This is a genomic window from Mucilaginibacter xinganensis, from assembly GCF_002257585.1.
GTDB lineage: Bacteria > Bacteroidota > Bacteroidia > Sphingobacteriales > Sphingobacteriaceae > Mucilaginibacter > Mucilaginibacter xinganensis.
The window spans coordinates 4,508,677-4,522,577 of sequence record NZ_CP022743.1 but is presented as its reverse complement, the minus strand read 5'-3'; the positions used below and the strand labels follow the sequence as shown (position 1 = coordinate 4,522,577).

The 13,901-nt window shown below is 41.1% G+C and carries 15 protein-coding genes; 12 read left to right on the top strand and 3 right to left on the bottom strand.

Going from position 1 to position 13,901, the window contains the following annotated elements; genetic code table 11:
* Positions 1-38 precede the first annotated feature (38 nt).
* The 9 genes from purQ (at position 39) to MuYL_RS19755 (ending at position 8,660) form a co-directional block, all read left to right on the top strand.
* A complete protein-coding gene (purQ, locus tag MuYL_RS19795) occupies positions 39-731 on the top strand; it encodes a phosphoribosylformylglycinamidine synthase subunit PurQ (protein ID WP_094572208.1) in 693 nt (230 codons plus the stop codon).
* 77 nt (positions 732-808) lie between these two features.
* Positions 809-1,555 (top strand): type III pantothenate kinase, encoded by a 747-nt coding sequence (locus MuYL_RS19790; RefSeq protein ID WP_094572207.1) that lies wholly within the window; start codon positions 809-811, stop codon positions 1,553-1,555.
* Positions 1,548-2,876, top strand: coding sequence for a hypothetical protein (locus MuYL_RS19785; protein ID WP_094572206.1), 1,329 nt, complete (start codon positions 1,548-1,550; stop codon positions 2,874-2,876). Before MuYL_RS19790 ends, MuYL_RS19785 begins: the two co-directional genes overlap by 8 nt.
* A 176-nt stretch (positions 2,877-3,052) precedes the next feature.
* Positions 3,053-3,634 carry an LPS export ABC transporter periplasmic protein LptC gene (lptC, locus tag MuYL_RS19780; RefSeq protein WP_094572205.1) on the top strand — a complete coding sequence of 194 codons (582 nt, stop codon included), beginning with the start codon at positions 3,053-3,055 and terminating at the stop codon, positions 3,632-3,634.
* Positions 3,635-3,863: 229 nt separating this feature from the next.
* A complete protein-coding gene (locus MuYL_RS19775; RefSeq protein WP_094572204.1) occupies positions 3,864-5,972 on the top strand; it encodes a peptidylprolyl isomerase in 2,109 nt (702 codons plus the stop codon).
* Between the two features lie 67 nt (positions 5,973-6,039).
* The gene (locus MuYL_RS19770) at positions 6,040-6,555 is read left to right on the top strand and encodes a DUF2480 family protein (RefSeq protein WP_094572203.1); all 516 of its coding nucleotides are present in this window, start codon (positions 6,040-6,042) and stop codon (positions 6,553-6,555) included.
* Positions 6,556-6,690: 135 nt separating this feature from the next.
* Entirely contained in the window at positions 6,691-7,467 is a 777-nt protein-coding gene (locus MuYL_RS19765; protein ID WP_094572202.1) for a DUF3108 domain-containing protein, read from the top strand.
* Between the two features lie 2 nt (positions 7,468-7,469).
* Positions 7,470-8,033, top strand: a complete 564-nt coding sequence (locus MuYL_RS19760; protein WP_094572201.1) for a DUF3109 family protein — start codon at positions 7,470-7,472, stop codon at positions 8,031-8,033.
* An 87-nt stretch (positions 8,034-8,120) separates the two neighbouring features.
* A complete protein-coding gene (locus tag MuYL_RS19755; RefSeq protein ID WP_094572200.1) occupies positions 8,121-8,660 on the top strand; it encodes a hypothetical protein in 540 nt (179 codons plus the stop codon).
* 9 nt (positions 8,661-8,669) lie between these two features.
* Here the strand turns inward: MuYL_RS19755 and MuYL_RS19750 are convergent, their stop codons facing one another.
* The 3 genes from MuYL_RS19750 to upp form a co-directional block, all read right to left on the bottom strand.
* On the bottom strand, positions 8,670-9,338 hold the full coding sequence (locus tag MuYL_RS19750; RefSeq protein ID WP_094572199.1) for an NAD-dependent epimerase/dehydratase family protein: 669 nt from the start codon (positions 9,336-9,338) through the stop codon (positions 8,670-8,672).
* Positions 9,339-9,342: 4 nt separating this feature from the next.
* On the bottom strand, positions 9,343-10,059 hold the full coding sequence (locus MuYL_RS19745) for a YjjG family noncanonical pyrimidine nucleotidase (RefSeq protein WP_094572198.1): 717 nt from the start codon (positions 10,057-10,059) through the stop codon (positions 9,343-9,345).
* A gap of 129 nt (positions 10,060-10,188) precedes the next feature.
* Positions 10,189-10,833 carry a uracil phosphoribosyltransferase gene (upp, locus tag MuYL_RS19740; protein WP_094572197.1) on the bottom strand — a complete coding sequence of 215 codons (645 nt, stop codon included), beginning with the start codon at positions 10,831-10,833 and terminating at the stop codon, positions 10,189-10,191.
* 223 nt (positions 10,834-11,056) lie between these two features.
* Between upp and uvrB the strand changes: the two genes are divergently transcribed.
* The 3 genes from uvrB to MuYL_RS19725 all read left to right on the top strand — a co-directional run bounded on the left by uvrB (position 11,057) and on the right by MuYL_RS19725 (position 13,809).
* The gene (gene uvrB / locus MuYL_RS19735) at positions 11,057-13,081 is read left to right on the top strand and encodes an excinuclease ABC subunit UvrB (RefSeq protein ID WP_094572196.1); all 2,025 of its coding nucleotides are present in this window, start codon (positions 11,057-11,059) and stop codon (positions 13,079-13,081) included.
* A gap of 188 nt (positions 13,082-13,269) precedes the next feature.
* On the top strand, positions 13,270-13,527 hold the full coding sequence (locus MuYL_RS19730; RefSeq protein ID WP_157740988.1) for a DUF4834 domain-containing protein: 258 nt from the start codon (positions 13,270-13,272) through the stop codon (positions 13,525-13,527).
* A gap of 3 nt (positions 13,528-13,530) precedes the next feature.
* Entirely contained in the window at positions 13,531-13,809 is a 279-nt protein-coding gene (locus MuYL_RS19725) for a hypothetical protein (protein WP_094572194.1), read from the top strand.
* Positions 13,810-13,901: the final 92 nt, after the last annotated feature.

The window sequence follows — 13,901 nt, the reverse complement described above, 5'->3', positions numbered from 1 at the left end:
TATCATGAATTGATGATAGCCATTTAAATATCAGATTAATGAAGTTTGGAGTAGTTGTATTTCCGGGGTCTAATTGTGATGAAGATATCATCTACGTATTAGAGAAAATTATGGGCCAGCAAGTGGTTCGTTTATGGCACAAAGATCACGACCTGCAGGGCGCTGAGTTTATTGTGTTGCCAGGTGGGTTTTCTTTTGGCGATTACCTTCGTTCAGGAGCAATAGCGCGCTTTTCGCCTATTATGAACGAAGTAATTCAGTTTGCCGCAAAAGGCGGATACGTATTAGGGATTTGCAATGGCTTCCAGGTTTTAACCGAAGCGGGCTTGTTACATGGTGCATTGCTACATAATGAGAACCGTAAGTTTATTTGCCGTAACATTTATATGAAGGCGCAAACCAACAACTCATTAGTTACCTCACAGATAGATCTGGAAAGGGCGTTAAAAATACCTATCGCACATGGGGAAGGCAATTACTTTGCTGAAGAAGATGTTTTAAAATCACTATACGATAATGACCTGGTGATTTTTAAATATTGCGATGAATCAGGCCTGATCACTCCTGAAGCTAATCCTAATGGTTCATTGGATAACATAGCCGGTATTACAAATATAAACCGCAACGTGTTTGGCTTTATGCCGCACCCTGAGCGGGCAGCGGATGCTTTGGTGGCCAATGAGGACGGACTTGCCATTTTTGAATCAATATTATCACTCGTTAAAGCTTAATTGGTCTGGCGTTGTAAACTCATTGTTTTTAGTCGTGTTGACTGGAACTTAGAAGTTAAAGCTAAAGACTTAGGATAATGGAAGCAGCACTTGTTATTGATATCGGCAATACATACACAAAGATTGCGGTTTTTAAGCATAACCAAATGCTCCTTAATGAGCAATACCTGCAGCTGGTACCTGCTATCATAAATAATATCCTGGATAATTATCCCGTTGCCAGGGCTATAATTTCATCGGTAAAAAAAGATAGCCAGGAGTGGCAAGGGCTATTAGCGGCAAAAGTGCCGTTAATATATTTTAATGCAGGGATGACGAGCGGAATAACCAACCATTATTTAACCCCGCAAACGCTGGGGCTCGACAGGTTGGCAGCGGTGATAGGCGCTTATTACTTATACCCCGGTAAAAGCAATATAGTAATTGATGGTGGCACCTGTATAACTTATGATTGGGTTGACGACGGAGGGAATTATTTTGGCGGCAGTATATCACCGGGGTTAAATATGCGTTATAAGGCATTAAATAATTATACAGCCGGTTTACCGTTAATTAGCGCCGATGAAAATTTTGCCGCCGCAAGCGGAAACAATACCACATCGGCCATATTATCTGGGGTGCAAAACGGAATAAAATATGAATTGGAAGGCTTTATTGAAAGCTACAAAAATAACGGGAAAGAGATGAATGTTATACTTAGCGGGGGCGATAGTATTTTTTTTGATACCCTGTTAAAAAATAGCATCTTTGCCCCCTATATAAAAATCGAGCCTTACTTGGTTCTAAAAGGATTAAACGCAGCCATACAAACTAATAATGATTAAATATACCAGGTTTTTTATAATAATTTTACTTGCTGTTTCTGCAGTCGGAGCAAAGGCTCAATCAACGGCCACTACCAGTTCACCTTACTCCAGATATGGATTAGGGGATATCGATCCTTCGTTGTTACCTCAAAGCAGGGGGATGGGCGGTATTGCTACTGCAATTAATAAAATTAACAACTATAATACTATAAACGTACAAAACCCGGCATCATACGGCTTTATAAATTATACCACTTTTGATGTAGGTTTATACGGAAATATAGTTAGCCTGGGCCAAACCGGGCAAACAAGTGTGAGCAATGCCAACTTCAGGCTCAGCCATATTAACTTTGCTGTTCCGGTGAGCAGACGTTCTGCTTTAAGTTTTGGTTTAATGCCTTATAGCGAAATGGGGTACAACTACAAGCAATCCGAAAGCAGTCTTCATTCTGGCCTGCCAACAGACACCAACACTGTGAATTATTTGTATAAAGGCGATGGCGGTTTATCAAAAGCTTACTTTGGCTACGGTATTGGCCTTACCAAACATTTTTACGTGGGCGGTAACATATCTTACATATTCGGTAATTTAGTACAAACCAGTTCAACTGAAATTCCGAAACTATATGGCGTTTTAAACTCAAGGATAGAGCAAAGCAACAGTATAGGCGGTTTAAATTATGATTTAGGTTTGCAATACTCGTTTGATTTTGAGAATGATACCAAACACCTTACCTTAGGCTACTCAACCTCAACAGGTAACAGCATAAACAGTACAGCTTCATACATCGTAAGCCAGTATACTTATGATAGCAGCGGAAATCAAAATACCCCTGCCGACTCCGTAGTGAACCGGCAGAGTGCTAAGAGCAAAATAAAATTACCGCAAATTAATCACTTCGGGATATCATACCAATACGATAACCATTACCTGGTTGGTGCAGATTTTACCATGGGCAACTGGAGCAACCTTACCATTGGTGGTACCAATGCCGGTTTTCAAAACAGCAAAACTTTTAACATAGGTGGCCAGTACACACCAAATAATAATGCGTTACGTAATTATTTTGCAAGGGTTGATTATCGCTTAGGCTTTATTTATGATCAAACCTATCTTAACCTAAACAATACCAATATTAACAGGTATGCTGTAACTTTTGGTTTAGGCTTGCCGCTGGCACCATCGCAAACGCTTACAACTTTTTACAAGATCAACCTCTCGGCCGAAGTGGGTAAACGCGGTACGGTTGATAACGGCCTTGTTAAAGAAAACTACGTTAACATTCACTTAGGCTTTACGCTTAACGATAAGTGGTTCCAGAAATATAAGTTCCAATAAGTCGTTATTCTATCAGATTCCGGAAACCAGGAATCAGCACCATGAAAATTGGTTGATCAGGGGAAAAGAAATGAAAAACATCTATTCTAATAAAGAATTAACCGGTTTGCATTTCTTTTATCCTGATTTTTACGTTTTTGCGCACCACTTTTCCCCTGCACCTGATTTACATAGCTATGAATAATTGGCCGGTTAAGTTATCACACCTGTTTTTGCCCGCACTGTTTATATGCATGCTGATGGTAAGCGCTTGCGAAAATTCGTTGAACGATATCCAGAAAATAGCATCCAAAGAAGAAAATAGACCTATATCCCGATCCACCGGAGTTGACGTAATTTATAGCGACTCGGCAAAGGTAAAAGCGCACATGACGGCTCCTTTAATGATAGAGTTTAACGATACTCCAAAACCCTATAAGGAAATGCCAAAGGGTGTTAAAATTATTTTTTATGATGCAGATTTAAAAGAATCGGGTAATATTGTTTCGGATTATGCCGTTCAGCGCGACAAAGAAAATATAATAGAATTCCGTAAAAATGTGGTAGCCACCAATGCGCAGGGCCAGATCTTTAAATCAGAAGAACTGATCTATGACATGAATACAAAAAAAATGTATTCAACAAAAGCGGTTGAAATCTTATCGCCCGGGGGCGATGTGGTGGATGGGGTTGGTTTTGACAGTAATGAATCTTTTTATCCATGGCATATTAAACAAACAACAGCAGTGTGGCATGTTAACGAGAAAGAAGTGCAGTAAGCAGAACTTTTGATTTTTCACCAACAGTGTTTTTTAACAGATGCAAGAACGGTTTGCCGTTCGGGAATTTCGGGTTTGATTTAAAATCGGAAATTTAAAAGCGGGTTATTTGGGGATATACTTTAAGGTTTTTTTTATAATTAAATACACAAAAAATTGTGTTATAGAATTTTACTAAAAATTGTATCTTGCGCCCTCTTTTGAGAATATAAAATAATTTTACAGGTATATGGGTATTATGGGTTTTTTGCGGGAACGAATGGGGAAGATTCTCGCATTTTTTATTGGATTGGCACTGCTTGCGTTTATTGTAGGCGAGGTTGTGAGGTCGGGTGGTTCATTTTTTAGAGATGACCGGAACCTGCTGGGCGAAGTGGGCGGCGAAAAAGTTGCTTATGACGAGTACAACAAAAGGTATGAACAAAATACCGCGCAGTTTAAACAGCAGTCTGGCCAGGCTAACTTAACACCGCAAATAGTTGCATACGTACAGGAAAATACCTGGAATACTGTAATAAGCCAGATGATCCTGAACAAGGAAGTTGATAAGCTGGGTTTAGTTGTAGGCGATGATGAAACAAAATCAATGATCAGTGGAAATAATCCGGATCAGCAGATAGTGCAGGCATTTGGCAACCCGCAAACAGGCAAGGTTGACATGAATAAGCTTAATACTTTCTTAACTAATCTAAATGCTTCAAAAGCAGATGATCCGTTAAGGCAGCAATGGCGTGATTTTACCACGCAGCTAATTGAAAGCAAGTTAAGCCAAAAGTATGTTGCTATTGTAACAAATGGCTTATACGTTAATTCGCTTGATGCCAAGGATGACTACACGGCTAAAAACAAGTTGGCAAACTTTAAATATGTATCACTGGATTACGCTTCAGTACCTGATAATAAAATAACAGTTACTGATGCTGATTACCAAAGCTACTATGACGAACACAAAACTGAGTTTAAAGCGGCACAGGAATTAAGAACATTTAATTATGTAAGCTTTAACGCATCGCCGTCAAAAGCTGATTCAGCTGCAATTAAACAACAGGCTGAGAAAGTAGCGACAGAGTTCAAAGCATCTTCAAACGATTCACTTTTTGTTCAGATCAATTCTGAAACAAAAATGCCGTTGGTTTATTTACACAAAGGACGCCTTGAACCAAAGCTGGACTCAGTAATGTTTAACGCATCTAAAGGATTTATGTATGGTCCGTACCTTTCAGGTTCGAGCTATAAAATTGCAAAGCTGGTTGATACCCGTGTAGAACCGGATTCAGTAAAAGCGCGTCACATTCTTATTGACGACAAATCAATAGGCCTGGATAAAGCAATGGCTAAAGCCGATTCACTTAAAAAACTGATTGAAGGCGGCAAATCATTTGCTGATCTTGCAAACTTGTATTCGGTTGATAAAAACTCTGCTGTAAAAGGCGGTGATTTGGGAACTTTTGGCCGCGGCGCTATGATCCCTGTTTTTGATGACGCTGTGTTTGAAGCTAAAAAAGGCGACCTGAAAATTGTAGCATCACAGTTTGGCGTTCACCTCTTCCAGGTTGAAGATCAAAAAGGATCATCAAAAGTAGTGAAGGTTGCGCTAGTTGACGTGCCATTGAAGTCAAGCAGTGCTACACAAACTGCAGCTTACAGCAAAGCCCAGGCCTTTTTAGGCACCTTAACAAAAGAGAATTTTGACGCGACAGCCAAAAAAGAAGGTTTGCAATTAAAAACCGCAAGCGACGTAACAGGCATAGCAGCGTCTTTCCCAGGTGTTGAAAGTGGACGTGACATTGTTAAATGGGCATTCGGAGCAGAAAAGGGTGATTTTTCTGACAAGGTTTACATAACCGGCGACCAGTACATTGTTGCGCATTTAACTGAAGTTAAACCTAAAGGCCAGCTATCGCTTGATGCTGTAAAAAAACAGATAGAGTCGCTTGTTAAGAATAAAGTTAAGGGAAAACAGCTGGTTGATAAACTACAGGGAGCATTAAACGGCTCATCAACAATTGACCAGGTTGCGCAAAAAGCAGGCAGTAAAGTTGTTCCGTTACAGAATATTGTTTTTGCCAACCCTGTAATTCCAGGTTCATCGGCTGAGTATAAAGTTATAGGCACGGTATTCGGTTCACAGCCAAATAAACTATCAAAACCAGTTGAAGGTCAGCAGGGTGTATTTGTATTTAGTGTTGATAGTTTCATCAATCCGGCAGCGCTTACCAACGCAGTAAGAGAGAAGGATCAGCTGGGTCAGGCGCTGTTACAGCGTGCAGAGCCGCAATTATTTGATGCCCTGAAAGATAAGGCGAATGTAAAAGATTACAGAGCTAAGTTTTTATAGTAACTTTTAAAGTAATTTTGTATCCGGGATAGCGTTATGCTATTCCCGGATTTTTTGTTTTAACACCATGGAAATACAAGAGAACATAATAAATAAGGTTGCCCAAAGCGGTTTGGTTACTTTGGATCCTGCTGCGTTTTATCCCGAAGGGGAAAGGGTTGTGTACGATATAAAGGATAACCTTTTTATGGAGCTTATATTGAAGGAAAAGGATTTCAGGGAGTTTGTAAAAGGGCACGATTGGACGCAGTATGAAGGCAAATATGTTGCAGTAACCTGTACCGCCGATGCCATTGTACCAGCCTGGGCCTATATGCTGCTGGCCAACCGACTTGCCCCGTACGCCAAAGAGGTTGTATTTGGCGATGCCGACGTGCTTGAAACCGTTTTATTTGTTAAAAGCATAGCTGGTATGGATGTGGAATTATACCGCGACCAGCGGATTGTTATAAAGGGATGCGGCGATACGCCGGTACCCGTTTCGGCTTATGTGGAACTAACAAAGAAGCTTACCCCGGTAGTAAAAAGCCTGATGTTCGGTGAGCCGTGTTCCACCGTTCCTATCTATAAAAAAAGAGATTAAATGATATTTATAAGAGGAATTATTACCCGTCAATTGACATTTTGCATTATTTAGAGTCAGAGTCGTAATTGATAATTAAAACAAAACAAAATTTTGGACTTTAGACTTAAAGATTTCAACCTGCAAAAAGCAAAAATGAAGAAATATTTCCTGATCATTATTCTTATTGCTATTAGCTGCTCAAAATCCTTTAGCCAGGATATGAATTACCTTGGTGAGCCATCATTTAAGGTTGGTGAGGAACTGAGCTACAAACTTAAATATGGTTTCTTTACTGCCGCCGAAGCCCATATCAAGGTTATGGAAAGCGATAAGAAGTTTGGTGATTCAGCTTTTCACATCGTAGCGGACGCTAAAACGGCCGGCACTTTCGATATTTTTTACAAGGTACGGAACAGGTACGAAACCTATGTTGACAAAAAAACACTGCAGCCTTATTTTTATACCGAGAACCGGAAGGAAGCCAGCTACCGGCATTCGGATAACGTGACCTATGATCATAACACTGATAAGATAACAGCAGACAAAGGCGTATTCCCGATGAAAGGAAAAGTTTTTGACTTTTTATCGGCGTATTATTTTGCACGTAGTGTTGATATATCAAAACTTAAAATAGGAGATAAGTTTACTTTACAATATTTTTTGGAGGACGGGATTCATTCAATGGAGATAACCTATGCCGGTAAGGAAAAGATGGATTGTTCGGTGGGGACCTTTAATTGTTTAAAATTTAATCCCACAATTATTCCCGGGCGCGTATTTAGAAAAAGCAGTAAGCTATATTTGTGGATCACTGATGATAAGAACAGGATCCCGGTTAAGGCGCATGTTGAATTGGTGGTAGGTAGTATAACAATGGATTTAACAGGCGTTAAGAGTTTAAAATACCCGTTAAATCCTCTAAAGCAATAATAATGATAGAGGTTGGCCATGTTTTAGTGCATGAAGATGTAGTAAAAGAGAATTTTGTTTGTAATTTAAATAAGTGTAAGGGCGCATGTTGCCTTGAAGGCGATAGTGGTGCGCCGCTCAATGCTGATGAGTTGGATATTTTGGATGAGATTTATCCGAAAGTTAAACCGTTTATGAATGCCAAAGGGATTGCTACGGTTGAAAAGGTTGGCACGTATGTTACAGACTTTGAAGGCGATTACACCACACCCTGTGTTGATGTAAATAAGGAGTGTGCTTATGTGATATTTGAAAACGGGATCACCAAGTGCGCCATTGAAAAAGCTTACGAGCAGGGTGCTATTGAATGGAAAAAACCCATCAGTTGTCATTTATATCCCATTCGTATTACCAGGTACCCGGAGTTTGACGCTTTAAATTACGACAGGTGGAGCATTTGCAGCCCTGCATGCGCCTTTGGCAATGAATTGAAGGTAAGGGTTCATGAGTTTTTAAAAGCCCCGCTCATCCGTAAATACGGAGCGGAGTGGTACCAGGAGCTGGAAGACCAGGTTGCCGGGATGTAACAGCTTTCTGATGTTATTTTTTGAATCTTCTGTTGAAATTTCTAAGTATTTCTCTTGAAAAGTATGATATTTAGAAAAACTTAAAAATTGGAAATTCCTTATAACGGTCGCGCAATAATTGTTGAAAATTTTGACGGAATAGAAATAGTTGTACCCTCAAAGAAAAACACCTTCCTTATCGTATTCCTGGGGTTTTGGCTTTGCGGATGGGTTTTGGGAGAGATATTTGGCTTGCGTAGCGTCAGTTCAGACCTGTTTTCATTAGTGTGGATTTGCGGATGGACACTTGGCGGAGCAATGGCGCTAAGGGCATATTACTGGATGATGTTTGGTAAAGAGATTATAACTGTGGGGCAGGGAACCCTCACTATTGATAAACGTGGTGCATTATTAAGCAAGCCCAAAGTCTATGATTTAAGGGAATCAAAAAACTTTCGGGTTTACGAGGAATTTGAACCAGTCGGGCCGTTTGGCAACAGGAACTCCAGGGGGTTATTAAACCTCGGCGACAGTGGTACAATTAAATTCGACTACGGTTTAGAAACTGTAAAATTTGCTGATTCGATGTATGAAGCAGAGGCCAATTTTATATTAAAGAAATTACGTGATAAAAAGTATATCAGTTAGTAACTCATCTCACCGGTGTGCAGCAGTTTTAATATCCTTAACTTCTAAAATGGCTCTCGGATAGCCTAATAGCGTAACGTTTATCATTGCCTGTCCCAGTTCGGCAAGGGTGCTTACCATATTCGGCAGGATCACACGGAAAAGGGGATATAGCCAGGTGATATATTTATAATATGGCAATACGTTTTTTAACCCTTTTGTAGGGTGCATATAACCGGGGCGGAAATTAAATACCTGCTTAAATGGCAGCTTCATTAAATCATTTTCGGTTTTTCCTTTTACCCTTGCCCACATTATGCTGCCTTTCCCGGTGCTGTCGGTGCCGATGCCCGACACGTAACAGAACACCACCTCCGGGTTTAACCTGCTTAACGTCTCGGCAACGTGCATGGTTAGCGTATAGGTCATTTTATAATATTCCGGCTCTTTCATCCCAACTGACGAAACCCCAAGGCAAAAGTAACAGGCGTTGTACCCCTTAAGCTGCGCTTCAATTGCAGAAAGATCAAAAAAGTCAGCATGGATGATCTCCTTAAGTTTAGGGTGCACTACACCGCAGGGCTTCCGGTTGATCACCAAAACTTCAGTTACCCGCGGATGCAGCAGGCACTCGTGTAATACGCCCTCGCCCACCATGCCGGTAGCGCCGGTAACTATTACTTTTATGTTTTGATCCATAATTTTATAACAATAAAGTTAACTCTTTTAAATGAGTAACCTGTAAAGGCACATCATTGGGTTTCGGCGCACTAAACGGGTTAAAATAAATGGCATCCATTCCGAAATTTAAAGCGCCGTAAATATCGGCTTCCAGGCTGTCGCCAATCATTATACTTTCATGCTTTTCAGCTCCGGCTAAATCAAGCGCATGCCGGAAAATTGCGGGGTCAGGCTTATTAACACCGATAATTTCAGAGATAATTATATTGTTAAAATAGGGACCGATATTGGTATTGCCAATCTTTAACTCAGACGCTTCTTTAAAACCGTTGGAGATCAGGTGGAGTGTGTATTTATTCTGCAGGTATTGCAGTGTTTCGTGCGCGTGCGGGAAAAGGTTGGTTTTTGTAGGGCATAGCTTTACGTAATCGTCCTCAAACGCTACAGGCAAAGCATCGGGCGGCACGCCCAACTCAATAAATGTTCTTTTGAAGCGGGTTTCACGCAGTTCTGTTTTGGTGATCTTTCCGGTATGGTACTCCGCCCAAAGCTCATGGTTATTGCGGGTATAAGTTTCAATAAACAACGTTGCATCCGGCAGGCCTATCTCGTGAAGCCGATAGATCTCATACAATTCATGAAGGGTTTCTTCGGCATTTTTATCGAAATCCCAAATAGTATGATCAAGATCGAAAAAGATGTGTTTATATATTTTGACTTCGAAAATTGAATTTTGCATTGCTGATTGATTTGTAGTGCATCCAAAGTTAGGTATAAATCAATTGGCACTTTAATAGCATAGCTGTACTTGCACAATTATGACGTAGCGAAAACCAGAAATCGAAATTTCGACAGCCGAAATTATTTATTACACTTTCTCTCCGAACGCCAGATCGCCCGCATCTCCCAACCCGGGTACGATGTACGCTTTGCTGGTCATCTCCTCATCAATGGCACACACCCAGAGTTTCGCCTTTGGTAAATTAGCGCGTACATGCACAATGCCTTCGGTGCTGGCAATAACGGCAGCAATATGAAGCTCTTTAATGTTATACTGTGCCATTAATTCTTTGCAAACCTGCACGGTGGTTTGCCCGGTAGCCAGCATGGTATCACACAAAATGAGCGTTTTTCCATCCAGGTCGGGGGTGGAGATATGATCAACGTTTATAACAAAATTGCCGTTCTTTTTTACCTTGCGATAAGCGGTTACAAATGCAGAAGGTGCATCATCAAAATAATTGACAAAGCCCTGGTGAAATGGCAGCCCCGCGCGTAAAATGCCACACAGCACCGGCTGTTCGGTTATTGTATTTATTTCCGCTATGCCAAGTGGTGTTTGTACTTCGCCGGCGGCATAGGTTAGTGTTTTGCTGATCTCGTAAGCTAGGATGCTGCCGAGTTTTTCGAGGTTCCGCCTGAAACGGGCCTTGTCCTGCTGGATAATGACGTCGCGCAGCTCGGCCAGGAACTGGTTGCCGATGGTGTTGGTTTTGTTCAGGATAAAGATCATGGGCGGGAGCAATTAGTTAGTTAATCACTGTATAAAATTAAGGAAAATTAATTCTACAATCGCTGTTGACATAACGTTGTCACTATACAGTGGTTACTTTGTTTTTCAGGATAACAAAACACAGTGAATACTTGTTAAACCAATTGTGAAAGAATTATCCTGTGTCAATAAATAACTAATCTGTAATCAACCAGCTGCTAATTAACTAACTTTGTATAACACTATGGATTTCAAGATAACTTCTCAATATAAACCTACCGGCGACCAGCCCGAAGCCATAAGGCAGCTGGTTGAAGGTGTTAATAATGGTGACCCTTTTCAAACGCTGCTTGGTGTTACCGGCTCGGGCAAAACATTTACGGTAGCTAATGTTATTGCGCAAACGCAAAAGCCGACTTTGATACTGAGCCATAATAAAACGCTTGCCGCACAGCTTTATGGTGAATTTAAGCAGTTTTTTCCGGAGAATGCGGTAAATTATTTTGTATCTTATTACGACTATTACCAGCCGGAGGCATTTATCCCCACCACCAATACTTATATCGAAAAAGACCTGCAAATTAACGAGGAGATAGAGAAGTTGCGTTTGCGAACCACGTCGGCACTCATGTCGGGCCGGAGGGATGTAATAGTGGTTTCTTCTATATCGTGCATTTACGGTATGGGTAACCCGGAAGATTTTAAGGAATCGGTTTTTAAGTTTGCTGTAGGCACCCGCATTAGCAGGAACGCTTTTTTACACCGTTTAGTAGAGATCCTGTATTCACGTACCACGGCCGATTTTAAGCGCGGGACGTTCAGGGTTAAGGGCGATACCGTGGATATTTTCCCCGCTTACCTTGACTATGCCTACCGGATCTCTTTTTTTGGAGATGATATTGAAGAGTTAACCAGCTTTGACGTAAGCACGGGAAAGACAGTTGAAAAAATGACCCATATGGTTGTGTACCCGGCAAATCTTTATGTTGCCCCGCGTGAGCGCTTTACACAATCCATCTGGGCGATACAGGAAGAACTGGAAACGCGCAAAAAGCAGTTTATAGGTGATGGTCGTTTTTTAGAGGCCAAGCGCCTGGAAGAAAGGGTTAACTATGATTTGGAGATGATCCGTGAGTTGGGCTATTGCTCGGGCATTGAAAATTATTCCCGCTTTTTTGATGGCCGGCAGCCGGGTGCAAGACCTTTCTGTTTACTGGATTATTTCCCAGATGATTACCTGATGGTAATTGACGAAAGCCATGTTACTGTGCCGCAGATCAGAGCCATGTATGGCGGTGACAGATCGCGGAAGATCTCGCTGGTTGATTATGGGTTCCGCCTGCCCGCAGCGCTGGATAACCGCCCGCTGAATTTCCAGGAATTTGAAAAGCTGGCTCCACAAACATTGTATGTAAGTGCCACTCCGGCAGATTTTGAGCTGGAGAAATCTGGCGGAGTGGTAGTTGAACAGGTTATTCGTCCAACAGGGTTGCTTGACCCGGTAATTGATGTGCGCCCGGTAATTAACCAGGTTGATGATTTGCTGGAAGAGGTAGATAAGACTATAAAAATGGGCGACCGCGTGCTGGTGACTACGCTCACCAAACGCATGAGCGAGGAGCTGGCAAAATATATGGACAGGCTCGGCATTAAATGCCGCTACATCCATTCTGAAGTTAAAACGCTGGAGCGGGTTGAAATACTTCGCGGGTTGCGCCTGGGCGAGTTTGACGTATTGATTGGAATTAACCTGTTAAGGGAAGGGCTCGACTTGCCCGAAGTATCACTGGTGGCCATTTTGGATGCTGACAAAGAGGGCTTTTTGCGATCGGAGAAATCGTTGATCCAAACCATAGGCCGCGCCGCGCGTAATGACAGGGGACGGGTGATTATGTATGCCGATAAAATCACAGATTCGATGCAGATCACAATGGATGAAACGAGCCGTCGGCGCGACATCCAGATAGCCTACAACACCAAACATGGCATAACGCCTACTACCATCGGTAAATCCCGCGAGGAGATAATGGAACAAACGTCGGTAATGGACTTTAAGGGTGGTGTTCAAAAAGCTTACGTGGAAGCTGACATGGTTTCACTCGCCGCCGATCCTATTGTTGCCTATATGACCAAACCAGATCTGAAGAAGTCGATAGAAAATACCAAGAAGGAAATGCTTGCCGCTGCAAAAAATATGGATTTTTTACTGGCGGCAAAATTACGCGACGAAATGTTTGCTCTGGAAAAAATGATGGACGAGAAGTTTTAATTTGAAGAATTTTGATTTGGTGATTTGGAAATTTGAAAAATGCCAGGTGAATATACGGGTGTTTGAAATAATTGAGGATTGAGATTTGTAATCTTCAAATCATCAAATCAAAATCATATCAAATCAAAATCATATCAAAACAATTTTGCCGTTATAATATTATATTTGTAGGCTTAATTTTAATAATTATGTTATTTAGGTTATTAGATTTTCTGTTAATTGCTATAGTTGTTCTGTACGTTATAAAAATGATTGCACGTTTTATACTGCCAATGCTGTTTCAAAGTGTTATAAGCAAAGCGCAGCAGCAACAAAACCATCGGCAAAATTACCAGGACATACCCAAACCTGACGCAAAAGTTACGGTGGATTATATTCCTGGGGGTCAAAAAAATAAGGTGCCCGACACGGAAGGTGAGTTTATTGATTACGAAGAAATTAAATAATTAATGATAACCGACGAAGTATTTAAACGCAGGCGGCAGCATAATAATACCCCTGAATCTATCCTGCTGATCATCGCTAACTTTATTGTTGTTGCGGCGGCTGATACTTTGTTTTCCAATCATCACCATTTACATTGGTTTTTTTGGGTTATTATAGCGGGGTTAGTGCTTTATAACATTCTTACAATCCGTAAAAATTACGAGGCATTTGATAAGACCGATAAAATAGCCTACGCCATAAGCATCCCCGTGCTCATTCTACTTGTAATTGTTTTGCAGTAATAACGCCTCCCAATAAATCAGCAACATATAATTTACTTTCTCATACTAATTTCTATTTTTGAGGAATTAATATTATTCCTTTTAAAAAATTT